Raw genomic sequence first — 22,198 nt, forward strand, 5'->3', positions numbered from 1 at the left:
TGCCCCTTTCGAATGACATTGGCGTGTGGTCTACTCGGCATGGACCGAGCGAATTTCGTCCGGTGAAGCGGTTCCGGTCGTGCCGATCTTCCGGATTACGACCGAAGAAGCGCAATGGGCGAGCGCAGCCGCCTCCGGCCCCGTCCCCCCGGCGCCAAGCGCGCATAACGAAGCCGCGGCGAATGCGTCTCCAGCCCCGACAATATCGATGGGAGGCGGCACCGGCCGGGTCGGCACGAATACGCAGTTGTCCCCTTCCGCCCAAATCGCGCCCTCGGAGCCAAGCGTCATGCAGCAGACGCCCTGTACTTCTCCCGACAAGCGGCGGGCCAAATCCGCCCATTCCTCCGGCGTCCTTGCCGTCGCCTCTTCGCGAAACCAACCGCTGGCCTCCACCTCGTTCGGCTTCACGATCACGCCCCGGTACAATCCGATGCGTTCGCGGCTGTCTACCATGACGATTTTCCCTTTCGCCGCCCATTCCGCCAGCTTGCCGCGAATCCCGTCCCCGATGACGCCGAACGGTAGTTGGTCGGTCACCGCGATGATATCGCACTGCGAAGCCATGGCATCCAGCATTTCGCCAAGCTTCTCGGCAAGCGCTTTGGGCAGCGGCCCGAAGTTTTGGAAATCGAGCCTCGCATCCTCCTGCTGAACGCTCTGCAAGCCGGTGCGGATCGGTTTGCAATAAGCGGGCGTCATCCAATCGCGGTCGGTGATCAAATAAGACGTTTCGATGCCGCGGGCCGTCAGCAAGCCCTTTAACAGTCCGCCTCTCCAATCGTCGCCTACGACCGAGCAAACCATCACTTTGCCGCAGCCCAAGGCTGCCAGATTGGCGGCAACGTTGCCTGCCGCGCCGGGCGAATACCGCTCGTCTACAATAGGCAGCGTATAATGCGGCGTTTCGCGCGACAGCGTGCTGCGCGTAAGGTCCGCTATCCAGTAGGCGTCCAAGCACACGTCTCCGACCACCCCCGCGCGCAGCGAGCCGAAACCATCCAGCAGTTGACCCATACGCGCTTCGGTGATGCCGTCGGCGCGCCGAACCATCGGCTGCATCCGGCTTTTCTCCATGAGTTCCATTACTCCGCTCTCCCTCTGTCTCCACGATTCGCCAAAGCTTGCCGTATGGCCGGAATGGTCTCTTGATGCAAGCCTTCAAAATGAAATCCGTCCCCGCCCAGGCTTGTCGGGCGGTGAATGATGTTCTTGCGCGGACGGTAGTAATAGTCCCAGTCATCGTAACCGACCTTGCGATGATAATCCCCAAGCTTGACGATATCGAAGTTCGCCGTCGTGATCCGGCTGACGTTGTAGCCCAGATTGCGCGCGATCGACAGCGCTTTGAGCAGCACCTCCGGTCCCGTAACCGTCGAGCCGAAGTTCATATAGACGCCCCCGTCCAAACGGGTCACCGTGCCGGCGAAAATCCGGAAATCTCGGCCGCTCGCGCCTCCTTGCACGGAGAAATCGACGTCCGGATGTTGTTGAATGCTGTCCGTGCCTAGCGTGACGTGGACGGTGCAGGGGATGCCCGCACGGCTGCAAGCATGAAGCAAGCTGAATCGGGCATACGGATACTGCTCGGGATGACGGTTCATGTGATCAATCAAGCTCTCTCCGTAACCGAGCCCTTTGCCGTACCCTTCCCGGAGCGCGCGGTGAACGAGCGCTCCCGGTTCTCTCCACATGCCGAGCTTGCCGCTGCTCAGCGCTCCGGCATCCAGCTCCTCCGTCTGGCCGAATGCGGCGAGCTCCACGTCCTGAAAGGCTCCGGCGCCGTTCAGCGCCAGATGAGTGATCACCCCCTGCTCGATCAGCTCGATCAGGTCGGGCGATACGCCGTTGCCAATCACGTTGCCTCCGAGCGAGACGATCACCTCGCCTCCTTGATTGCGGGCTTCCCTTATGCGCTTGGTTAAGATGCGGAAGGTCTCGTCCCATTGGCCGGACCAGTCGGATTCCTTGCACGGCGACGGCTTCTCCAACATTTCGATGCGGAGGGATGCCGGCCGCTCCGCGACCGGATACAGCTTCCGGCGTTCGCGCGACAGACGTTCCACGCGCTCATAGGGGGGGAACGAAACGCCGAGTTCCCGTTTGCGCCGGAGCACACCGTGGAACAGATTCGGAATCGTCGCTTGATGAAGGCCGTGGAACAAATACCCCTGCCCGCCGATTTGCCCGAGACGGTCGATGAAATTGCGGCGCGGGCGATAGTAGAACTCGGAGGCGATTGCCGGCGGCACATCATCCGCGTACACGGGCACGATATCGAAATTCGCCGCGACGACCGACGACATCGGAAGATCTTCATTCCGGCAAATGCTGACCGCCTTCAGGAAGATTTCCGGCCCCGATATCGCGGAACCGAAGTTGAGAAAAACGCCGCCGTCCGCCATCTCCGCCACGGATTGGCACATCGTCTCGAAATCTTTGCCGCTCGTTCGACCCAGCGCCTCGAAGTCGACGATCGGATGCTGATGGATGATATCCGTGCCGATCGAGATGTGGCACGTATAAGGCACGCCCGAACGTTGGCATTGGACGAAGACGCAATCGTCGTAATGGGGAAAACGTTCGGGGTGACGGTTCAAATAGCGGTAAAGGCTCTCTCCGTATCCGAGGTTTTCCGAAGAGCCGAGCTTTATAGCTTCGTTCATGTAACGACCGGTCTCTTCCCACATCCCGAAAGAGCCGTCCTCGATCGCGGCGGCGACGTCTTCGGACGTCTCTCCGAGGAACGCCAGCTCGAAGTCGTGAATGCTGGTCGCCCCGTTTCCCGATACATGGGTGACGATGCCGTTCCGCACCATTTCGATGACGTAGCGGGACATGCCGTTCTTGATGACGTGGGCGCCCATGGACCAAATGACCGGCTTTCCCGACGTTCTGGCGGCGACGACGGCGTCGATCAACCGCGCGAAAGCTTCCTGCTCTTTCCGCGCTTGCGGCCACGCTTCGGGCACGTCCGAATAAGGCTGAGCCATATTGCGGATCGTGACGAGATTGCGCCGGTCGAACACGGAATTCGTCTTGACCGCATCGAACGACAGTCGCTCATGTCTCATCCTTTTCTCCCTCCTTGCTCAATTCAATCTCAAGCCAGGCGGACAAGCTGCCGTTCGGATCGAGCTTCAGGGCAGCCCCCCGCTCCGCCGCTTCGGCTAACGTCCACTTGGGCGGTACATTAAACGGCTCCAGTCCGATGTTGTACTCGTTTCCGAAGAAAGGAGCGTCCGGGTCGGCGGCGAAGTTCTGCCAGTACCAAACGTACGGCCATATGTCCGCGTCCCAACGAACGGTTAACGAAAGTCCGGCATGATCGCCGGCGTCAAGTCGGTATTCCCCCGCCCGGGATTCGACGGCTAGGAGCGGCCTTGGCGTCCCGGGCGACGCCATGACGGAGAGATCGACCTGTGAATTCGCCCCCGGCATCGCCGGCCAAACGCTTCTTTCCCCTGTTTCCATATTCACCACAACGGAACCGGGATGGAACCCGATGCGCGAATGTCCTTTCAGGAAAGGCGCCCCATAAGCCAGATGATGTCCCCAATTGAATTCGATCTTCACCGGCGACTCGTTGTACACTCTCTCTTCCATGCGCACCGCCGTGTCCCCACGCCTCAAAATGAACGTTTTTTCCACTTTCAGCGGCAACGAACGAAGGCGGTTGGTCAACTGCACGCGAAGCTCTTCCTCATCCTCGCGTATCAGCTCGTAATCCCAAGGCGTGATGGACGTTTCCCCCCGGTGCACCGTCGCGCCCCGGTACTCGTGCGTCCGGCTCACCTCCGGCATCATCTCTTGCCAACCGCCCAAATAAGTCATCTGATAGTCGGGATACAGACCGTGTGCCGGAAGCAGCCCCGTGCGCGTATGCCAAATCAAGTCGGTATCCGTCGGCTTGTGCAGCCAGCGGACCGGTTCCCCTCCCCGATCCAGGAGTAAAATAACCTGTATAAGGTCGTTCTCCAGCATCAGGGTGCGGTATCCCTTATATTGCAAATCTTCCGTAAGCCGGCAGCCATGATTGCGATAACGTTTATAGTAGGATGGCATTCGGTTATAGCCCCAATCGAGACAGCCAGTCTTCGGGACGGCTGAAATCTCCCGCGATCCAGTCCGCTCCGGCTGCCTCGAGCCTCCGTTGCTTCACCGGATTCAGCCCTTCTCTTCGTTCCTCGTCGCTCGCCAGCCCGAGCGCAATGCCGCCTGCCTCTTTGCCAAGCCGGATCTCAACCTTGCCGTCCCCGATCACCGCCAGTTCCGGTCCGCTGAACCCTTTGTCCCGGATCAAATCCTGCAGCACCTTCTCCTTGGAGCATTCCGCCTTGCCGACCGGAGCGCCGGCAATCCCGGTCAAGTACGAAGCGATGCCAAGCACCTCGGCTTCCCGCACGACATCGGGGTGATCCGTTCCGCTCGCCACATACATCTCGATTCCTCGGCCATGCAGTTCCCGGATGAAAGCGGCCGCTCCTTTGATCAGATAGTCTTCCGTCTGCAAATTGCCTTCGCCCAATTGCTTGACGCGTTCATTCACCCGCGCCAGCAGTCTTTCGTTATAGATGGCCTTGTATGCCCACGGGTCCAGAACGCGCTCGTTCCAGCCCTTCTCTTTCACCTGATCCGCCAGCCATTGCATCTGATAAATCGTCTGGATGCCGGTCGACTGATCGATATAATCGTCGATTTCGCGCTCCAGCTCCTTTTCCTGCGCTTCGGTCAATCCTTTGCCGCCTGCAATGGATTCTTTCATGAAAGGTCTCATGATTTCTTCCCAACCCGCGCGGAGGGTGGAGATCGTTCCGTCGAAATCGAACAATACTGCTCTCACGGATGCCATGCGAGCACCGCCTTTCACTTAATGATTAAGTTTTAAGTTGAATACAGGAACTTCTGGCACCTAGTTTATCAAGTCGCCGGCCAAATGAAAAGTATTTTCTTATTAAATAAATTATTTACTTGATTCCCTCTGTCTTTTATAATCAATATCGAACGCGGAGACCTGTTGCGTCCAGTTCGCAAGGCATTTTCTTAATGATTGGCATAATTCTTTTCATGAACGGGAGGATCCTCACGATGAAAGACGTCGCAGCCTTATCCTTGGAAGTCAAAGACGCCTTGCTCGGATCGTTGCTTCGTTCGCTCGGCAGCGCGCTGGTCGCCTTCTCCGGCGGCGTAGACAGTACGTTTCTGCTCAAGCGGGCGCAGCAGGAGCTGGGCGACCGCGTTACCGCCGTTACGGCGGCTTCCGAAACGTTCCCGAGCCGCGAATTCGACGCCGCGGTGAAGCTGGCGTCCGATATGAAAGTCCCTCATCTGCTGACGGAAATTTCCGAGCTGGACAATCGCGCGTTCGTCGCCAATGCGCCCGACCGCTGCTACCACTGCAAGAAAGGCCTGTACGCGCATCTGAAACGGCTGGCGGCGGAGCATGGCCTGCCGTACATGCTGGACGGCACCAACTTGGACGACCTCGGCGACTATCGTCCGGGCCTCATGGCCAAGACCGAAGAAGGCGTCCGCAGCCTGCTCCTGGAAGCAGGGATGACCAAAGACGACATTCGCACGTTGTCCAAAGAGCTGAATTTGCCGACCTGGAACAAGCCATCCTTCGCCTGCCTCTCGTCCCGTATCCCGTATGGCACGCCGATCGACCGCGAGAAGATCGATCGGCTGGACAAGGCAGAGCAATATTTGCTCGATCTCGGGTTTTACCAGGTCCGGGTCCGACATCACGGCGAAATAGCCCGTTTGGAATTGATGCCCCAGGACATGGCCAAAGCGATCGAGCATCATCATTCCATCGCCTCGGCCTTGCAAGGCTTCGGGTTCAAGTACGTCACGCTCGACCTGCAAGGGTACCGAACCGGAAGCATGAACGAGATGCTTCCGAAAGGAGGTGCGTGATGGACGACCAACGGAACGGTGCGGACCCCGTAAACGATTATGCCCTTCTGGACATTGACCGAGAGAAGCGTCTCGGCTTTCCGGAAGTCGTCTTCGGCGAGAACAAAACCTCCGCGCAGTTGATCGGGATTGCCGAGCGCATGAGCGCGCACGCCTCCAGGCTGCTCGTGACTCGCGTAGACGCCGCGAAAGCGGTGCGGGTAACCGACTGCGTCTCCGGGCTCCAGTACCACGAGGACGCCCAGATGCTGACCGGCTTTAGCGCGATTCCGCAGCCGGAACGCGGCGGGTACGTCGCGGTCGTCTGCGCGGGCACCTCCGATCTGCGCGTCGCCCAAGAAGCGGCGGTTACGCTGGAGATGATGGGCAGCCGGGTCGAGCGGATTACCGACGTCGGCGTGGCCGGCATTCACCGTCTGTTCGCTCGGCTCGAACGAATCCGCGGCGCGGACGTCGTCATCGCCATCGCCGGCATGGAAGGGGCGCTGCCGAGCGTGCTCGGAGGCTTGGTGGCGAAGCCGCTCATCGCCGTGCCTACTAGCATCGGCTACGGTACCGGCCTGAACGGCTTGATCGCGCTGGGCGCGATGCTCAACGGCTGCGCCCCCGGGGTAACCGTCGTCAATATCGATAACGGCTTCGGCGCGGCCTATGCGGCCGCCTCGATTCACAAGCAAATCCGAAGGGAGAACTAGCATCGTGAAAATCCTCTACTTGGACTGCATAGCCGGCATCAGCGGCGATATGGCGCTCGGGGCGCTCGTCGACGCAGGCGCAGACCCCCGCTACATCGAGACGGAACTGGCCAAGATTGCCCTGCCCGCCTACTCCCTGCGGTGGAACCGCGTGGACAAACGGGGCATTTCCGCCCTCAAGGCGGACGTCGTTCCGGATCCAAACGTTCAACCCGCGCATCATGCGCATTACAGCGACATCGTCAAGATGATTCGCGCCGCCGGACTTCCCGAGCGGGCAACGGCCAGAAGTTTGGCCATTTTCGAAGCGATCGGCAAGGCGGAAGGCAAGATTCATGGCATTCCCTTAGAAAAAGTCCATTTCCATGAAGTGGGCGCGGTCGATTCGATCGTGGATACGGTCGGCGTCGCGCTCGCACTCGAATCGCTGGAAATCGATGCGATCTGCTGCTCTCCCGTTCCGCTCGGCTATGGCACCGTCGTCTGCGCGCACGGCGTTTATCCGGTACCCGCGCCCGCGACGCTGGAACTGATGAAGGGCAAGCCGCTGGCACCGCTGCCGATACCAAAAGAGTTGACCACGCCGACAGGAGCCGGAATTGTTTGCGCGCTCGCCGACGATTTCCGCGTCACGCTGCCCGCCATGACCGTCCTGTCCGTCGGCTACGGCGCGGGAACTCGAGACTTGGACGAGCGTCCGAACGTGCTTCGCGCAGTCATCGGGAACAGGGTGATTGCACAGGCGGACCTGCATCCTTCGCATCTGGCGAATTCGCATCATACTCATCATGGCGACGACCACGATTATCATGAACATGAGCATCACGACCATCAACGTGGCCATGAGCACCATCTTCATGAACATCACGTCCATCACCATGATCATGATGAACACGGCCATTATCATCCTTCCTCCGAATAAACGGGCATCAACGACCAAGGGGCTCGGGAATGGATCACTCCATCTCGAGCCCCTTTTTTTCAGTCCTTCGTTTAGCGAAGATAGAAATGACAAGATAGAAGTTACATGACTTGACTAATTTTTTTCAGAATGCTAACCTATTTTAGACTTGCAAGTCAGTTTATTTTATGATTCGAAAAATATGCAGTGAAAGGTAGATCCTATTTGAGTAAAGACAGAATTATGAAAGCTGCCATTGAGGTGTTTTCTGAAAATGAATATCACCGTGCAAGCATGGACGAAATTGCCCTACGTGCGCAGGTAGCCAAAGGCACTTTATATTACAACTTTCCGGGTAAATCCCAGCTGTTTAAAACGGTTGTCAAGCGTACTTTTGAAGACTTTATTCGGCGGATTGAGGCTGACCTGCAATCTTCAATCCCGCTCATGGATAAAATTCAGCAAACCATTCGCCACCACCTTGATTTGTTTCTGGAATCCCGCCATTTGTCGCATATGGTATTCAATGATATTTCCAACGGGTTTGAAGAAGACGTCCTGGATGAGTTAAAACTGCTCAGAGAGGAGCATCTCAACTTCCTGGCTAATATTTTGGAAGAAGGAAAATGTGATGAAAATTATCTCCGCGATCTGGACTCGCATATCGCTGCGGTCGGCATGCTCGGTACGCTGGAGAGTACTTCGAAGTACTTTCTTAGCCACCCAAATCAATATTCCCGCGATGACTTGGAACGTCAAGTCTTTACGATGATTACCATGAGCCTATTTCATTCGATCGAATAGAGTGATAAATAGGATGGTCATCCATAATAAATCGTCAAATCGCACGCCTTGGATCTTTTTCTTGCTGGTGTTCATTCTCGCAATTCCTTTCTGGTTGAGTGGGATGGCAGTTGAACAGCTTCTGCAGCAAGAAATCCCCATAAACCTCCCCATAAGTGCGCTTATGTTTGTTTGCCCGATGATTGCGGCTTTGATCCTTGTCTATAGAAATAATGGGCCAGACGGCATCAAACAACTTTTAAGAAAAACTTTTAACAGGAAGATCAAGAGAAAGATCTGGTTTGCGCCCATCTTTTTCATGGAGCCTATTGTGATGTTTTTGGCATATGGACTCATGAAATTAATGGAGGGCTCTATCCCAGAATTGCATTTTTCCATCTTAAAGATACTGGCCTTGTTCTTCGTGTTTTTAATCGCAGGAATATGCGAGGAGATCGGTTGGCAAGGATACGCCTATGACATGTTAGAGAATCGGTGGAAGGCACTAGGTGCCAGTATCATGTTGGGGGTTGTGTGGCAAATATGGCATATCGTCCCCCATCTTCAACTCCACCCGCCGGAATGGATATGGTGGCAATGTGCGGGTTCCGTTTTGCTGAGAGTCCTCATCGTGTGGGTATACAAAAACACCGGAAAAAATGTACTTGCAGCAGCCATATTTCATGCTATGAATAATGTTTGTTCGTTTTTGCTTCCCAATTACGATTCAACGATCGCCCCCTTCTCTATGTTTATCGTCACAGCGTTTGCAGCTTTAATCGTTACATTTCTATGGGGTTCTAAAACATTAGCTCAATATAGATTCATGCATAATAGGTAACCTAATGAATCCATATTCCGATGTAAATCAAACGCGAGCCACATTGGCGAGTCGACGCATTTCAGAAAAAGGGGGAGTACCATCTGAGAGTTACACAGGCGTTGCTGTATGCTTGTTTAGTAGGTACGGGGATGATGAGCGGCTTTATTGTGGCCTTTGCCATCGCTATCATGCCAGGGCTAAACAAAATGGGCGCTTTGCCAGCTGTTCACTCGATGAATGCGATCAACCACGCGATTGGCAGTAGTCCGCTTTTTTTTATTCTCTTTGGGGGCACGGGGATGCTTCACATAGCAGGGCTGGTGATCGCATTGAAAAACCCCAAACTCCCTTATGTTTGGCTCGTTATTTGCGCAGCTGGAATTTATTTATGCGGAGTATTGCTCGTATCGCTGGGTTTGAATATTCCTTTGAATAAGGAAATGGCCGAATTAGATTTAACGATTTCAAGAAATGATCTTGTGGCAGGACATATTTTAGCAAGGTGGACATTTTGGAATCAAATGCGCGCAGTCTCAAGTCTCCTATCTGTACTCTTGTTAGCGATTTATTTACGTTCAACTCATTTCATAAATCATGGATTCCAGCGTTAATTGATACTTAAATGATGGGAATCGAACCCTTTTAGGAGAAGTGTGAAGATGAAAAATAGGGTATCAGCTGGGGTATTTGGAATCGTACTTGGAAGTTTTGGGGTTCATAAGTTTTATTTAGGACAAATCGGGTGGGGCATCATATACCTGTTATTCTGCTGGACATCTATTCCGGGCATCCTAGGTATTATAGAAGGTATTTTATATCTAACGAAATCCGACGAGGAATTCAACAATCAATTTCATTGATAAGTCAGAGTGATCCGCAAGAGCCATTCACGATCGAAGGCATCTATCCTTCGTGTGCAGATGGATCGTTGACTGAAGAGCACCCGAAACAGCCGCATACGAGGAAGGGCAGGGTGCTCGATCGGTACGATTGATGAGTTCAAAGCGCTCGACGGTCGCCGGCGTTCCTTCTTGTGCCGCTCGAGCGCTTCGAGCTTTTTCCAGGATATTGAATAATCGTGCGATGGAACATCGAGACGGGGTATCGATATTTCAAAGAACTGCTCGGCTTTGACCAATATCAACTGCTCTCGTTTGTAGGGATTCAGCGATTTTGGGCCACTCAGTTGCTGACGCAGAACTTCTTGAATCGCAACGCCAGGACTGGATGAAGAGTGATACGTTTGGCCAGCACCATGATTTCTTCTATTATCTTCTTTTATTATATAATGGATATTCGACTTCCTTAGGAACTTCGATTAGAAAGATTCGAAGCTTTTCTCCTTCGGCGCGGATATTAATATCGCTCTCTTGTTCACTTTGAACAATCGCAAAGTCTTTATTTTTAAAAGAGACGGAGTCTTGACCGGATACCAACAAGGAACCGCCGGTCCCTCTAAACGCCAATCCGGCAAGCGTCCGGTTCGGCAATAACCGATGAGCATACGACGCTCCCGGCTGAAGTTCGACGTCAAACATTCGCGCATCTGTTACCAATTGGAGGATGGGCGAGCCTTCTCCCAAAATCGTCTTTACGTTCACCCCTTCTTGGCTTACTTGAGGAAACTGCTCGTGTTTGAAAAAAGTATAGGTTGGCACACGCCTTACCGCTTCATTCAAATAAGGTTCAAGCCAGATTTGAAATGCCTCGGAGCCCGCCTCGACGCGTTCGGCATGTTGAATACCCGAGCCCGTTTGCATAAGTTGAAGATCGCCAGGTCCAAGGATACTTTCGGTACCGATTGTATCTCTATGATAGTTGCGGCCGGCAATTCCATAAGTCATGATCTCAAACCCTTGGTGAGGATGAAAACCAAGACCTCCTTCCGCTTCTGCATGCCCCCAACCCCAATAGAAAAGAGGACCAAGCCTAACCGTTTTAGCACCTTGCCCAGGGAAACCAATAGGTTTCTGAGCCTTTATTTTGCCGCCGTCGAATTCCTCTTTAGCTTGAAATTCAGGACCTAATATTTGAATGTTCATTTAAAGCCCTCCCTATCTTATAGTGATATTACATTAACGCATCAAGTGAATAATCGCCGGCACCGATCAACGCCACTGCAACAAGGACCGCGATGAGGATCAGGTTAAACTCATAGCCGTTTGAAGTGTTCCAGAAACCATTCGGAGCATGCACTTTCACAATGGCGACCACCATGGTAAGTGCTAAAAGGACTGCAACCACCGGAGTGAACAAACCTGCTGCAAAAGCGGCTCCGCCGATAAATTCGACCAACCCGGCCGCTACAGCTGCGAGCACACCCGGTTTGATTCCGATCGAATCCAACCATCCGCCTGTTCCTTTCGGGCCATAACCGCCAAACCAACCAAACAATTTTTGCGCGCCGTGACCGACAAAAGCCAATCCAACAACCAAACGAATAATTAACAATCCAACTGCCATCATTTTCATTACCTCCATTTTATTTTAGTTTTAATTATATGAGATTTAAGGTATTTGATAAAAAATTTTAGCTTGATGCTTGAGCCGAAAAACCTAACTTCTTCAAAAGTGTGATTGTCATCTGTTTTTCTTCGATCGTAAGATCTTTCATCATCGATTGAATGACTTCGGCATGAGCTGGAAAGATTTCTTCTATAAGCTTCGTTCCTTCATCTGTTATTTCGGCATAAGTAATTCGGCGGTCTTCCGGGCTAGCGACACGCTTCAAACAGCCTTTCGATTCCAGTTTGTCAATCGTATAGGTGATTCCTCCGCTCGTTACAAGGATCTTCTCACCAATTTGGTTCAGGGGACATCTGCCCTTATGATGCAGCAGTTCCAGCACAATGAATTCATTTTCGGATAACCCATTTTTTTTCATACTCTTCACAGCACGATCCGTAATTACCTTATAGGCTTTAGAAAGGACTACTAAAATTCTCAATGAAAGCTCCCGATCATCCATCTTCTCACCCCATTTCCTTAAAATTAATTATATTAGATTTAAGATAACTGTATTGTATACCCGGAATCAAGAAATTGCAATAGTCAACTTCAACTTTTCTGCAATGACGAATTTATGATCACAAGTGCTGAATTCATTCCTGGATCCCTATATTCGATTGATTGTTGGTTGGGAGCTGCTTTGTACTCTTGATCCTGAACCATAGTCATCCACTGCGCTGCCAATGTCCTTATCCCGGCATCTCGGCCTGCCAACATATCATCATTACTATCTCCAACATAAACGGTTTCTTCGCGCTTCCATTTTAGGCTACCCAATATTTTTCAATGCCTTCCGAAGAAGGTAAGCGAAGGCAGTTCCCTGATCGCATACTCCTCATGCACAAGGAGCGTTTCAATTGAATTGCATGCGGATGGGCGCTGTGTCTTGGCATTAAGCGCAATGGAGCGAACCATTGATGGATCAGCACTTCTGTCGATGTAAATATGACAGATGCCGGTACCTGTTTCAATAACAGGTACCGTGGCATTGTTTAAGACATTCTGGATCAGGGAAGCGCCGCCGCGCGGAATCAGCACATCGATATAGTCTTTGAGCTTTAGCATTTCATCGATGGATGCGCGAGAAATGTGTATGGTTTCGCATTACGAAGTGCGCTCCAAATCGGTGAGCCTGCTTCTGCCTCATTAATCCGCTTCAGCCGCTCGCTCCGACCACGAATTGACCTCTTCAAGCCGTTTGGTATAAGCCTCGCGAATGGTATACGCTGCTTGGGAGCCAACCGGCAAACGAAGCGGCGGATTATCGCTGTTAATAACGGAAATGATATATTGCACCGCTTTGACAGGATCACCGATCTTTATGTTCGACATACCTTTGTCGTAGGCGTTATACAGCGGCGCATATTCAGACTTCTTCTCGGTCTGATCCAATGAGTGTCCAAAAAAATTGGTTGCGAATACGGAAGGTTCCACAATTGTCGTCTTGATTCCGAAGCTAGCGAACTCTTGTGCGAATGCTTCGGAAAAGCCTTCCACTGCGAACTTGGTTGCAGCGTACACGCTATACGGCGGCATGGACCAAGTTCCGAAGAAGGACGAAAAATTAACGTAATATCCCGAGCCCTGGCGTTTGAAAACAGGGAGTGTCTCCCGAATCACGTCCAATACGCCAAACACATTCGTGTCGAATTGCTTCCGGATTTGCTCGTCCGTATACTCCTCCAACATGCCAAACAATCCATATCCGGCATTATTTACGACAATGTCAATTTTTCCGAATGTATCGACAGATTCTTGGACGACAGAACGGATTTGTTCCTTATTGGTGACGTCCAGTTGAGCGAGATGGACCCGGTCCGGTGCTAGACGTTTAAAATCTTCAATGGCGTCAAGTCTTCGAGCCGTCGCGACAACTTTGTCACCGGACCGAAGCAACTGCTCGACAAACTGCCTTCCGAATCCGGCGGAAGCTCCTGTAATAAACCAAACTTTGCTCATCGTAATCATTCTCCTTTTAAATAATTTTGTTCTCTTGAGTCATGGAATTATTAAGCCATTGAACAGCTTCTTTCCATTCACTGAATTCTACATATTGATAGGGCAATGCCCCGAGTCTGTTGATCGTCCGCCTCAAGCTCGAATTAGCCACCACGCTTTTGGGTTGCACCATCGCGAGATAACGCAGTCCGCTGCTGTGAGCTCGCTCAACAAACACTTCCTCCGTCCATATCTGATCTTCCGCTTTGATGACGGAGCCTTGACGGGCATCCATCAATAATTTATCGCTTTTCTTCCTATCAAGTAATTCGACACTCTTAAGCATGAGCGTCTGATACTCATCACCAAAAGCAAAGCTTTTCCAATCGATCACGGCGGCATGAAGCGATTCGTTTTAAGATACCTGACCATTGGTGGAATTGTAGTAGCTCATCGATTACGCCTCCTAAGAATTTTGCAACGTCCATTCGGGAACGATCGTTCTATTATAGGTATAACAACTGCTGTTCCGTTTAGAAATCAAGCATAGCCAAAGCGGAATCGGCGATACGATGAAGCTTCTCTTTGCCGGCCGTAGTCCGGGCAAGTACCCGAAGTCCTAACATCGTGTTGTGAATATTCTCAGCGAGTTCGCCTGCATTACGGACCGTATTGAAATCTCCATTCTCCTGTCCCATCCGGATAAGATCGGTAAGAAGTTGCTCCGTTTTGTCGAAGCTTTCACCAGCCTTGACATCCACTTCGGAATCCCATGGACCAAGTTCCACTGCCATATTGACAAACAGGCATCCCGAAGGCTTCTCTTCGTATCCTTCAATCATGTAGTCAAACAGAAAACGTATGGCTTGTTTTGGATTATCGGCCCGGGCGATGCCTGCTTGAAAATGCCCGCTCAACATCTTTTCGTAACGTTCGATCACCTTCAGAAACAACTGATGTTTGTCGCCGAATGTGTCGTACAGGCTTCTTCGATGGATACCCATACGCTCAACCAGATCGTTTATGGATGTCTTCTCGTAACCTTGCTCCCAGAATAACCGCATTGCCTTTAACAGTACCTCATCCTCATCAAATTCCTTGACTCTGGGCATTTTCCCCTCCCTCCTTTACTAATAGGTATAACATATTGGGAACGATCAGTAAAGAATTATTTTTACCGATCGTTCCCATATTCGAAGTTTCTTTCTGTCTTCTTGGTGTTTAATGTATAGTACCCGTCTAGCTTAATGCCAGAAGGAGCAGCTGCCTCGGCGGCAAATTGCTCCTGGATCGCTCAACTATCGTCTCCCTTATCTGAACAGCAAATCAACCAATAAACTCCGTTATTAGATAGTTAAACTTTTCACGTTCTTCCCAGAAAGCACCATGACCGCTGTAATGGAACGGAACAAGCTGTGAGTTTATGATTTGACGATGCATTTCCTGTGCTTGTGCGAATGGGATTACTTTGTCGTGAGTACCGTGAACGATTAAGGTCGGCACCCCAATTTTCGGCAAATCGACGTCCAGTCTCTCATCTCTTAGCGTTACGATGATCGCTGCTGTTGACCACCCGGCCGCCTCGAATCCTATTTGCATAAACCAGTCCGAAAAGGGGCCGGTGATATATTGAAAGAAAAACATATCAGTGATTCCCCGCATCATCTTTGGTCTGTCGTTTCGAACTTCGTAAAGCAATCGATCGGCCGTTTCTCTGGTAAAACCGGTAGGAGCTGCAGCGTCAATGAGGATAAGTTTGGATACTCCGTACCCATGATGTCGGGCCATATAACGAATCGCGATCGATCCGCCGGTGGAATGCCCTGCGAGTGTGAAGTTGTTCAGTTGAAGGGCGTCAATAATAACACGAATATCATCGGCCAAACGGTCAAAATTGTAACCAGAGAATGGTTTATCCGACTTCCCGAAGCCTCTCCAGTCAATTCCGATACACCGGTATCCCATCGCGGGAAGAACGTCAAACTGGTACTCAAACTGTTTATGGCTTAACGGCCAACCGTGCAAAAACACAATCGTCTTGCTACCCTTTGGGTTTATATCCTCAACGTATAAATTTACGCCAGATTCTACGCTGACAAAGTATCCCACACCGATTCCCCCTTACTCGCTTCAGCAATAAGATACTCACCTAAGTATGCATAGGTGAATACCTATTACTTGTTTGCATGCCATGTCGGTGGGGAGTATCCCCTATTTGCTAAACCTAACTGCCCCGTTTTAAGTGCACAATTATTTTCTTATCACTACTTACACCAAACAAACTGCAAATACATATTAATGCCTATACATATTTATGAATAAGCTGCGAGGGAGGTATCTATCTTGCTGTTTCAACCACATCCCAGTAATACCGCCATTGTAATTACAGACCCACAAAATGATTTCATGTGTCCTGGGGGAAGAGGCTATCATCTGACAAAAGATACTATTGAAAAAAACAACACGATACAAAACCTTGAATTATTAATGAGCACTGCCCTGAATAAAGGATATCAGCTTTTCATATCTCCCCATTATTTATATCCTCATGATTATGACTGGAAATTTACAGGTAATGAACAAAAGATGTTATTAGGTCTTGGAATGTATCAAATGGTAAATGTGTACATACCACCATCTTTTGGAGCTGACTTTGTTCACTCTTTCAAACCTTACATTTTTGATAGGAGAACAGTCGTATCAACACCACACAAGGTTGCTAGTCCACAAACAAATGACTTAGTATACCAGCTACGACAACATAGAAAGGAAAAGACGATTATTGCGGGAGTACTTTCCAACATTTGTGTAGAGTCTCACATGAGGGATTTAATCGAAAATGGGTTTGAAACAGCTGTTGTATACGATGCCACAGCAGCGACAAGTGAAAGGGATTTCCAAGCAGCCGTTACCAATTACAAAGCATTCGCCAGTGCTACGTGGACAACACGGGAAGCTATTTCACATTTATAAGTGACGTTAATTGCAGGTGCAGTTAAGTATCATTATATGGGGCAATAAGCCTTATGGCGTAAGGATTTCAGGCATTTCTGAAAGGGCAAAAACGGCTCGTATAATACGGTGTTATACGCGGCTAGCGCGACAAACGAAAGGCGGGCTGTATGGCTTTGCAGCAAATCGTCCACATTTTGCGTAATCCTGTGCAAAAAGCGCCATACTTTCGGACACGCTTCCAGAGCGTGAAAAGAAAGTTAGCGCTATATTCGTGCTGGAACAGAAGGTAGATTTCATCAATAAAGATAAACGTATTCTTGCCTCTGGCGCGATTTTGCGTAATCCGATTCAAGATGTTGTCGAGTACGACCAGCATGCCGATGGGAAGAAGCTGCTTGCCCAAGTCGAGAATATCGTAGCAAATGAGCCGATTGTGGACGTTGACGTTGGTCGATTGGGCGAACGTATTCAGACTGCCGGTATATTTACGTGGACAAGCTGGGGGAGCGGATCAAACCGGCATTTATGCTCATCTGGACTACAGTTCCAAGATTTCGTCGGCGCAGGTCATGAGCAACATGTTGCAAATCCCAATCATGCAAAAAGCTCCTGAACCGTCCCAAGGACAGATTCAAGAGCTAGTTCATTCTTAGGGTGGTGCGGTCAAGAGGACTCGAACCTCCACGGTATTGCTACCACTGGCACCTGAAGCCAGCGCGTCTGCCAATTCCGCCATGACCGCACAATTTGCCTCAACCTATACCTCGGATAAAGGAGAGAACTACAGGAGAGAACTTGAAACTGTAACACCGATAAAACCGCATAACTACAAGGGTTTTGGGGATTTATGAGCAGCTTTCGCACTAGTACCTGAATCCAGCGCGTCTGCCAATTCCGCCACGACCGCATGCGCGTCTGTCTTTCAACGTCAGCGAAATATAATTTACCACGAGGACGGTCGAGTGTCAAACCGTTTTTTGGGACAAAGCCCCCCTTTATTGCAGCAGATGCGTCACCCCGATCATCGCCAGCAATCCAAGAATGAAAGAGAAGGTGGACGCCCGCTCGTTGCCGTCGCCGTGGCTCTCGGGGATCAGCTCCTTGTAAACGACGAACAGCATCGCCCCGGCCGCGAATGCGAGGCCGTAAGGCACGATTCCCGCAAAGCTGCCGGCGAACCCGTAGCCGAGCGCGCAAAAGACGAGCTCCACCAGGCCCGTCATGACCGTCCATCCGAGCGCCTCCCTTCTGCGCATGCCATGCGTGAGGAGGAATAGTGAGATCAGAAAGCCTTCCGGGACGTTCTGCAATCCGATGCTCAAGGCGACGATCGCGCCGAGGCTCTGGTTGTCGCTCCCGTAGCTTACGCCGACCGAAAGCCCTTCGGGCAAATTGTGCAGCGTCATCGCGGCCAGGAACAGGTAGGTGCTTCCGATTCTGCGCTCAGACGGATCCGCGGCATGACGGGGCTCCTCGTGCGGCACGAAGCGCTCCATCAGCGTCAATATGGCGGTGCCCAGCAGGATCCCCGCCGTCAGCACGTACAGATTGGACAGCTTGAGGGCGGAGGGGATGAGGCCGTACGTGGACGCCGAGACCATGATGCCGGCCGTGAACGCCAGCAGCACATCCCGGCCGCGGTGCGTCACCCGCGTGAACAGCATCGCCGGGAAGGCGCCGATCGCCGTGCTGAGCGAAGCGGCGAGACATCCCGTCAGCAGCATATTCATCCACGCGCCTCCCTTCGATCGGACAAGTTGGTTGTGCCATCTTATGCGGATCGAAGAGAGAAAAGACCGGAATATCCCGCCGGCGACGCCAAACGAGCCCGCTGATCTAAACCCGCTTCCGCAGCGCTTCGGTCAGCAGCAGCAGGACGAGGCCTTGACCGTACAGCGTCGGGAAGACCGGCACCTCGCCATAGGCTTCGACGGTGTCCAGCACCGGCGTGCCGCCGGAGACGCCGGCGACCGCGCCGTCCGCGCCGACCCGCTCCAGGACGGCGGGCAGCGCGCGCTCGGCATGTTCGGCGTAGGAAGCGGGCAGGAGCCCCGTCGCCGCCGCCTTGAGCAAGCCGCAGGCGATCCCGGCCGATCCCGACGTCTCCGCGTAGTAGCCGGGTCGGTCCAGCACGGTCGGCCACAAGCCGTCGGGAAGCTGCGTCGCGGCCAGTCCTTTCGCCAGACGCCGGTATCTCGACCGGATCTCATCGATCGCCGCGCTTTCCCCGGACAGCGTCTCCGCCTCCGACAGAATCATCGGGACGGCGAGCGCGTTCCAGGCGTTGGCCCGGTTCCACTTCGCCGCCGACATCCAGTCCTTCGTCTCGCCGTTCCAGCCGTGATAGAGCAAGCCGGTCTCGTCGTCCTGCAGCGCTTGGAGATGGAGCAGCGTCTGCCGGATCGCCTCTTCGGCCATCCGTCCGTCGCCGGTCATCCGGGCGGTGCGGGCGAGGCAGAGCACCGCCATGAACACCGTATCCGCCCAGATCTGCTCGCGGAACGACGCGTCCTCCGTCACGGTGTGCTCGTACGCGCCGCTGCGCGTGCGCGGCGCCTCCCGCATCAGCCAGCCCGCGATCGCCTTGGCCTCCGCGCCGTAGCGCGCCTGCCCCGTTTCCCGAGCCAGGCCGGGAAGCACGGCGAACGGCGCCGCCGTGTTGATCACCATCGGGGACACGGGCTTCCCCAAATGACGGGACATCCACGCCTCCACGTCCCGCAGCGCCTCCCCCTCATGCTCCCCGTAGGCTTCCGCCGCGATGAGGCCGACGCCCGGATTCCAGTCCCAGCGGTCGATATTCATCGCCCAATCGGCCCATTTGTGACCGCCCCATTCCTCGGGCTTGCTGTGCATCATGTACCGGTACACGCGGCCGGCCGCTTCCGCAAGCCGTTTCTCGTTCTGTATCATCTTCGGACTCTCTCCTTTTTGCGCTTCGGACGGTGCTAGAGATATTCGTTGCGGTATTCGCTCGGCGTCAGGCCGAATTGTTTTTTGAACGTTTCGCGAAAATAGTCCTGGTCCGTATACCCGATCCGGTCGCAAATCTCGTAAATGCGAATGGCGGGGTCCTTGAGCAGCCGCGCCGCTTCCTCCAGGCGCAGCCTGACGATCAATTGGTTGATCGTCATCCCCGTCACCTCCTTCACGAGGGTGTTCAAGTATTTGTCGCTGAGCCCGACCGAGGCGGCCACCTCGGACAGCGCCAGCTCCTTGCGCGCGTAAGATTGCTTCAGGTAACCGAGCGCCTGCTCCACCAGCTTCTTCTTCTTGAAATCCCCGGTGCCAGCGCCCGCGGACAGCGTCTCCGTCAAGCGCGGCAGCTCCTCCCGAAGCCGACGCGCCGCGGCGTCGCCGCCTTCGCGGGCCGCTCGCTCTTGGCGCAGCTCCCGAACGACTTGCTCGAATACGCGGACGATCTCGCCCGGATCGATCGGCTTCAGGATGTACTCCTGCACGTGCAGCTTGATCGCCTGCCGGGCGTGCTCGAATTCGTTCAGGCCGGACAGGATGATGCACCGGATGTCCGGCTTGCGGGCCTTGAACGCCTCGATCAGCTGCAAGCCGTTCATTTTCGGCATGCCGATATCGGTGAGCAGCAGATCCGGCGCTTCGCGATCGAGCCAGGCAAGCGCCTCTTCCCCGTTCTCGGCGGCGCCGATCAGCGCGATTCCGAGGCGTTCCCACGGGATGGAGCGCGCCAGCGTTTCCCGCACGGTTTTCACGTCCTCCGCAATCAACAGCTTGAACATCAGGCTTCCGCTCCTTTCTCCGCTAGGGAACGATCATCTCGGAAAGGCAGTACGGCTTCGACGCAAGTGCCCTCGTCCGTTAGCACATAGCGCAGGCCGTACGCTTCCCCGCAGTGCAATTGAATCCGGCGGTGCACGTTCATCGTGCCGTAGCCGTAGCCGGATCCGCCGCCATCCGCCGCCTCCCCGGCCGGTCCAGGTCCGCCCGACGGCGGATGCCGGAGCGCGCGGTTCATCGTTTCCGCGTCGCAGCCCCGCCCGTTGTCGGCCACGCGCAGCACGAGCGTCGCTCCGTCGATCGCGGCCGAGATCGAGATCCGGCAGTCGCCCGTCCGGCCGGCGAAGCCGTGGACGATGGCGTTCTCCGCCAGCGGCTGCAGGCAGAAATGCGGGATCGGAATATCTGCGAGATCGGCAGGGACCTGAATGTCGACCCGGAGATTCTCCATCATCATCCGCTGAATATGCAGGTACGCTTCGACCTGCTTGATCTCCCCGGACAGCGGGATCCACGCCTGCCCCCGGTTCAGGCCGTACCGGAACACGTTGGCCAGCGAACGCACGATCGCGCTCGTTTCCTCATCCCCCGATAGGATCGCCCGGCAATTGATCAGATCGAGCGTATTATATAGGAAGTGCGGGTTAATCTGCGCGTTCAACAGCTCCAGCTGCAGCTGGCGACGCTCGATCTCCTCGGCGAACGACTTCTCGATCAGCCCGTGCATGGTGACGAGCATGGAGGCGAACTTCTGGTTCAGCGCGTCCACCTCATAGATGCCGGAATGCAAAGACGGCAGCGGCTCCTCGAAAGCCAGCACCTCCGGACGCTGAACGGCGCCGACCAGACGCGTGATCGGCACGGTCACCCGAACGACGATTCGCCGGACCCAGTAGCCGGCGATCAGCAGCGCGGCCGCGGCCGTAACGGCGCCGATGGCCGAGATGGCCCACGTATACCGATTGAAGTGGCTCTCCGGCACGATCGTCAGCAGCTTCCAGCCGTTGTCCATCGTCTCCTGCATGACGCGATGGCGCTCGCCGTCGATCCGCGCCACGAACGAGCCTTCCGCGTTCGCCGCCGCGCGGACGTACGGCAGGTCGCCGACCGGCTCCAGGAACCGGTATCGCTCGCTGTAGATCACCCTGCCGCTCTCGTCCATCAGCAGATGATAGCCTTGCTTCAGCGCGGCGTTGTCGAAGACGCTGCGAATGCTGCCCGTATCCGCGCCGATGATGACCGTTCCGATCGTCCGGCCGTCCTTGATGCTCGTCTTGCGCGTCGCCGAGTAGATCATCGCGGCGCTCGCGCGACCCGCCCTTTGCCCCCACCAGGCGTTCTGCCGCTCACCGCCGCTGAGCGCCTTGTACCACGGCTGCTCCCACAGGTCGTCGTCCTTGTAGATGCCGGTGACCGGATCGTAATGATCGGTGGCCAGCGCGTAGAGCCCGCTCCCCGGTCCCAGCGCGACGGACACGGCGTAGGATTGCTGAACGGCGGTGCCGGAACCCGAATCGTTCAGGAGCGACAGCAGGGACAGGTTCTGAAGATTCGCCTGCAGCGCGAAAAAGTCTTCGACCGCCTCGAACGGCGCCGGATGGGCGCTCTCGAGCAAATTCTCGATCGACTGGTTCGTCAGCAGGAATGCGGCCATGTTATTCATCGTATCGAACTGGTACGCCAGGTTCCGTCGGACGAACGCCGTCGATTGCTCGGCCAACTGCCGGGTATGGTCGTTCTGCACCCGAATGAGGATGTAGCTGGCCGAGGCCGCGAACAGCGCGATAAACGTCACGATGAGCGCGTAGATCGGAAGGCTGAGCTGATGCATCAGGCTCGCCGGGGGTTTGCGTTTCTCCGGGGTGGCTGCCATGTTCTCCCTCCGATCCGCTTGCCGGATGTACCATCGTCCAATTTCCCGAA

The 22,198-nt window shown here is 53.9% G+C and carries 25 protein-coding genes, 1 tRNA gene and 1 pseudogene; 9 read left to right on the top strand and 18 right to left on the bottom strand.

Going from position 1 to position 22,198, the window contains the following annotated elements; genetic code table 11:
• Nucleotides 1–30 precede the first annotated feature (30 nt).
• From LKX83_RS02205 to LKX83_RS02220, 4 genes are read right to left on the bottom strand one after another with little or no spacing between them, the layout of a single operon-like run.
• Complete coding sequence (locus LKX83_RS02205) at nucleotides 31–1,086, bottom strand: bifunctional heptose 7-phosphate kinase/heptose 1-phosphate adenyltransferase (protein ID WP_227880464.1); 1,056 nt, start codon at nucleotides 1,084–1,086, stop codon at nucleotides 31–33.
• Nucleotides 1,086–3,074 (bottom strand): GSU2086 family protein, encoded by a 1,989-nt coding sequence (locus LKX83_RS02210; protein WP_227880466.1) that lies wholly within the window; start codon nucleotides 3,072–3,074, stop codon nucleotides 1,086–1,088. The genes LKX83_RS02205 and LKX83_RS02210 overlap by 1 nt, the downstream gene beginning before the upstream one ends.
• Nucleotides 3,064–4,065, bottom strand: a complete 1,002-nt coding sequence (locus tag LKX83_RS02215; RefSeq protein ID WP_227880468.1) for a DUF4432 family protein — start codon at nucleotides 4,063–4,065, stop codon at nucleotides 3,064–3,066. The genes LKX83_RS02210 and LKX83_RS02215 overlap by 11 nt, the downstream gene beginning before the upstream one ends.
• Nucleotides 4,066–4,069: 4 nt before the next feature.
• On the bottom strand, nucleotides 4,070–4,852 hold the full coding sequence (locus tag LKX83_RS02220) for an HAD family hydrolase (protein ID WP_227880470.1): 783 nt from the start codon (nucleotides 4,850–4,852) through the stop codon (nucleotides 4,070–4,072).
• Between the two features lie 236 nt (nucleotides 4,853–5,088).
• On the opposite strand from LKX83_RS02220, the gene larE reads away from it, so the two are divergent.
• The 7 genes from larE to LKX83_RS02255 all read left to right on the top strand — a co-directional run bounded on the left by larE (nucleotide 5,089) and on the right by LKX83_RS02255 (nucleotide 9,981).
• On the top strand, nucleotides 5,089–5,919 hold the full coding sequence (gene larE / locus LKX83_RS02225; protein WP_227880473.1) for an ATP-dependent sacrificial sulfur transferase LarE: 831 nt from the start codon (nucleotides 5,089–5,091) through the stop codon (nucleotides 5,917–5,919).
• A complete protein-coding gene (larB, locus tag LKX83_RS02230; RefSeq protein ID WP_227880475.1) occupies nucleotides 5,919–6,614 on the top strand; it encodes a nickel pincer cofactor biosynthesis protein LarB in 696 nt (231 codons plus the stop codon). The genes larE and larB overlap by 1 nt, the downstream gene beginning before the upstream one ends.
• 4 nt (nucleotides 6,615–6,618) lie before the next feature.
• Nucleotides 6,619–7,536, top strand: coding sequence for a nickel pincer cofactor biosynthesis protein LarC (gene larC, locus LKX83_RS02235; protein ID WP_370639003.1), 918 nt, complete (start codon nucleotides 6,619–6,621; stop codon nucleotides 7,534–7,536).
• Between the two features lie 204 nt (nucleotides 7,537–7,740).
• Nucleotides 7,741–8,319 carry a TetR/AcrR family transcriptional regulator gene (locus tag LKX83_RS02240; RefSeq protein WP_227880477.1) on the top strand — a complete coding sequence of 193 codons (579 nt, stop codon included), beginning with the start codon at nucleotides 7,741–7,743 and terminating at the stop codon, nucleotides 8,317–8,319.
• Nucleotides 8,320–8,332: 13 nt separating this feature from the next.
• Nucleotides 8,333–9,139, top strand: a complete 807-nt coding sequence (locus tag LKX83_RS02245; protein WP_227880478.1) for a CPBP family intramembrane glutamic endopeptidase — start codon at nucleotides 8,333–8,335, stop codon at nucleotides 9,137–9,139.
• 131 nt (nucleotides 9,140–9,270) lie between these two features.
• Nucleotides 9,271–9,732: an anthrone oxygenase family protein gene (locus LKX83_RS02250; protein ID WP_227880480.1), complete on the top strand. Its 462-nt coding sequence runs from the start codon at nucleotides 9,271–9,273 to the stop codon at nucleotides 9,730–9,732.
• Nucleotides 9,733–9,780: 48 nt separating this feature from the next.
• Nucleotides 9,781–9,981, top strand: a complete 201-nt coding sequence (locus tag LKX83_RS02255; RefSeq protein WP_227880483.1) for a TM2 domain-containing protein — start codon at nucleotides 9,781–9,783, stop codon at nucleotides 9,979–9,981.
• A 408-nt stretch (nucleotides 9,982–10,389) separates the two neighbouring features.
• Here LKX83_RS02255 and LKX83_RS02260 read toward each other — a convergent pair whose 3' ends face one another.
• The 9 genes and pseudogenes from LKX83_RS02260 to LKX83_RS02300 all read right to left on the bottom strand — a co-directional run bounded on the left by LKX83_RS02260 (nucleotide 10,390) and on the right by LKX83_RS02300 (nucleotide 15,676).
• Nucleotides 10,390–11,163 carry a pirin family protein gene (locus LKX83_RS02260; protein ID WP_227880485.1) on the bottom strand — a complete coding sequence of 258 codons (774 nt, stop codon included), beginning with the start codon at nucleotides 11,161–11,163 and terminating at the stop codon, nucleotides 10,390–10,392.
• 28 nt (nucleotides 11,164–11,191) lie between these two features.
• Nucleotides 11,192–11,587 carry a DoxX family protein gene (locus LKX83_RS02265; RefSeq protein WP_227880488.1) on the bottom strand — a complete coding sequence of 132 codons (396 nt, stop codon included), beginning with the start codon at nucleotides 11,585–11,587 and terminating at the stop codon, nucleotides 11,192–11,194.
• Nucleotides 11,588–11,651: 64 nt separating this feature from the next.
• Nucleotides 11,652–12,089, bottom strand: a complete 438-nt coding sequence (locus LKX83_RS02270; protein ID WP_227880491.1) for a MarR family winged helix-turn-helix transcriptional regulator — start codon at nucleotides 12,087–12,089, stop codon at nucleotides 11,652–11,654.
• 89 nt (nucleotides 12,090–12,178) lie between these two features.
• Nucleotides 12,179–12,406, bottom strand: coding sequence for an HAD family hydrolase (locus tag LKX83_RS34195; RefSeq protein ID WP_227880499.1), 228 nt, complete (start codon nucleotides 12,404–12,406; stop codon nucleotides 12,179–12,181).
• 27 nt (nucleotides 12,407–12,433) lie between these two features.
• Nucleotides 12,434–12,715, bottom strand: a pseudogene (proA, locus tag LKX83_RS02280) (glutamate-5-semialdehyde dehydrogenase); the annotation flags it as partial.
• A 60-nt stretch (nucleotides 12,716–12,775) separates the two neighbouring features.
• Nucleotides 12,776–13,588 carry an SDR family NAD(P)-dependent oxidoreductase gene (locus tag LKX83_RS02285; RefSeq protein ID WP_227880500.1) on the bottom strand — a complete coding sequence of 271 codons (813 nt, stop codon included), beginning with the start codon at nucleotides 13,586–13,588 and terminating at the stop codon, nucleotides 12,776–12,778.
• A 16-nt stretch (nucleotides 13,589–13,604) separates the two neighbouring features.
• Entirely contained in the window at nucleotides 13,605–13,961 is a 357-nt protein-coding gene (locus LKX83_RS02290) for a hypothetical protein (protein WP_227880502.1), read from the bottom strand.
• Between the two features lie 139 nt (nucleotides 13,962–14,100).
• Complete coding sequence (locus LKX83_RS02295; protein ID WP_227880504.1) at nucleotides 14,101–14,679, bottom strand: TetR/AcrR family transcriptional regulator; 579 nt, start codon at nucleotides 14,677–14,679, stop codon at nucleotides 14,101–14,103.
• A gap of 214 nt (nucleotides 14,680–14,893) precedes the next feature.
• The gene (locus tag LKX83_RS02300) at nucleotides 14,894–15,676 is read right to left on the bottom strand and encodes an alpha/beta fold hydrolase (RefSeq protein WP_227880505.1); all 783 of its coding nucleotides are present in this window, start codon (nucleotides 15,674–15,676) and stop codon (nucleotides 14,894–14,896) included.
• Nucleotides 15,677–15,910: 234 nt separating this feature from the next.
• On the opposite strand from LKX83_RS02300, the gene LKX83_RS02305 reads away from it, so the two are divergent.
• Together LKX83_RS02305 and LKX83_RS34670 are read left to right on the top strand one after the other, a co-directional pair.
• On the top strand, nucleotides 15,911–16,540 hold the full coding sequence (locus tag LKX83_RS02305) for a cysteine hydrolase family protein (protein ID WP_227880512.1): 630 nt from the start codon (nucleotides 15,911–15,913) through the stop codon (nucleotides 16,538–16,540).
• Between the two features lie 253 nt (nucleotides 16,541–16,793).
• Complete coding sequence (locus tag LKX83_RS34670) at nucleotides 16,794–17,135, top strand: hypothetical protein (RefSeq protein ID WP_255654264.1); 342 nt, start codon at nucleotides 16,794–16,796, stop codon at nucleotides 17,133–17,135.
• Nucleotides 17,136–17,177: 42 nt separating this feature from the next.
• On the opposite strand, the gene LKX83_RS02315 is transcribed toward LKX83_RS34670, so the two are convergent.
• The 5 genes from LKX83_RS02315 to LKX83_RS02335 form a co-directional block, all read right to left on the bottom strand.
• Nucleotides 17,178–17,264 (bottom strand) — tRNA-Leu (locus LKX83_RS02315).
• A gap of 253 nt (nucleotides 17,265–17,517) precedes the next feature.
• The gene (locus LKX83_RS02320) at nucleotides 17,518–18,252 is read right to left on the bottom strand and encodes a ZIP family metal transporter (RefSeq protein ID WP_227880514.1); all 735 of its coding nucleotides are present in this window, start codon (nucleotides 18,250–18,252) and stop codon (nucleotides 17,518–17,520) included.
• A gap of 106 nt (nucleotides 18,253–18,358) precedes the next feature.
• Entirely contained in the window at nucleotides 18,359–19,435 is a 1,077-nt protein-coding gene (locus tag LKX83_RS02325; RefSeq protein WP_227880515.1) for a glycoside hydrolase family 88/105 protein, read from the bottom strand.
• A 35-nt stretch (nucleotides 19,436–19,470) separates the two neighbouring features.
• Nucleotides 19,471–20,277 (bottom strand): response regulator transcription factor, encoded by an 807-nt coding sequence (locus LKX83_RS02330; protein WP_227880516.1) that lies wholly within the window; start codon nucleotides 20,275–20,277, stop codon nucleotides 19,471–19,473.
• Nucleotides 20,277–22,148, bottom strand: a complete 1,872-nt coding sequence (locus LKX83_RS02335; protein ID WP_227880517.1) for a cache domain-containing sensor histidine kinase — start codon at nucleotides 22,146–22,148, stop codon at nucleotides 20,277–20,279. The genes LKX83_RS02330 and LKX83_RS02335 overlap by 1 nt, the downstream gene beginning before the upstream one ends.
• Nucleotides 22,149–22,198 lie beyond the last annotated feature (50 nt).

It is taken from the genome of Cohnella baijiui (assembly GCF_020731285.1).
Taxonomy (GTDB): Bacteria; Bacillota; Bacilli; order Paenibacillales; family Paenibacillaceae; genus Cohnella.

Coding starts and splice junctions, on each gene's coding strand:
- LKX83_RS02205 (WP_227880464.1), bottom strand. CDS start 1,086: ATGGAACTCATGGAGAAAAGCCGGATGCAGCCGATGGTTCGGCGCGCC.
- LKX83_RS02210 (WP_227880466.1), bottom strand. CDS start 3,074: ATGAGACATGAGCGACTGTCGTTCGATGCGGTCAAGACGAATTCCGTG.
- LKX83_RS02215 (WP_227880468.1), bottom strand. CDS start 4,065: ATGCCATCCTACTATAAACGTTATCGCAATCATGGCTGCCGGCTTACG.
- LKX83_RS02220 (WP_227880470.1), bottom strand. CDS start 4,852: ATGGCATCCGTGAGAGCAGTATTGTTCGATTTCGACGGAACGATCTCC.
- larE (WP_227880473.1), top strand. CDS start 5,089: ATGAAAGACGTCGCAGCCTTATCCTTGGAAGTCAAAGACGCCTTGCTC.
- larB (WP_227880475.1), top strand. CDS start 5,919: ATGGACGACCAACGGAACGGTGCGGACCCCGTAAACGATTATGCCCTT.
- LKX83_RS02245 (WP_227880478.1), top strand. CDS start 8,333: ATGGTCATCCATAATAAATCGTCAAATCGCACGCCTTGGATCTTTTTC.
- LKX83_RS02250 (WP_227880480.1), top strand. CDS start 9,271: ATGATGAGCGGCTTTATTGTGGCCTTTGCCATCGCTATCATGCCAGGG.
- LKX83_RS02255 (WP_227880483.1), top strand. CDS start 9,781: ATGAAAAATAGGGTATCAGCTGGGGTATTTGGAATCGTACTTGGAAGT.
- LKX83_RS02260 (WP_227880485.1), bottom strand. CDS start 11,163: ATGAACATTCAAATATTAGGTCCTGAATTTCAAGCTAAAGAGGAATTC.
- LKX83_RS02265 (WP_227880488.1), bottom strand. CDS start 11,587: ATGATGGCAGTTGGATTGTTAATTATTCGTTTGGTTGTTGGATTGGCT.
- LKX83_RS02270 (WP_227880491.1), bottom strand. CDS start 12,089: ATGGATGATCGGGAGCTTTCATTGAGAATTTTAGTAGTCCTTTCTAAA.
- LKX83_RS02285 (WP_227880500.1), bottom strand. CDS start 13,588: ATGAGCAAAGTTTGGTTTATTACAGGAGCTTCCGCCGGATTCGGAAGG.
- LKX83_RS02295 (WP_227880504.1), bottom strand. CDS start 14,679: ATGCCCAGAGTCAAGGAATTTGATGAGGATGAGGTACTGTTAAAGGCA.
- LKX83_RS02320 (WP_227880514.1), bottom strand. CDS start 18,252: ATGAATATGCTGCTGACGGGATGTCTCGCCGCTTCGCTCAGCACGGCG.
- LKX83_RS02325 (WP_227880515.1), bottom strand. CDS start 19,435: ATGATACAGAACGAGAAACGGCTTGCGGAAGCGGCCGGCCGCGTGTAC.
- LKX83_RS02330 (WP_227880516.1), bottom strand. CDS start 20,277: ATGTTCAAGCTGTTGATTGCGGAGGACGTGAAAACCGTGCGGGAAACG.
- LKX83_RS02335 (WP_227880517.1), bottom strand. CDS start 22,148: ATGGCAGCCACCCCGGAGAAACGCAAACCCCCGGCGAGCCTGATGCAT.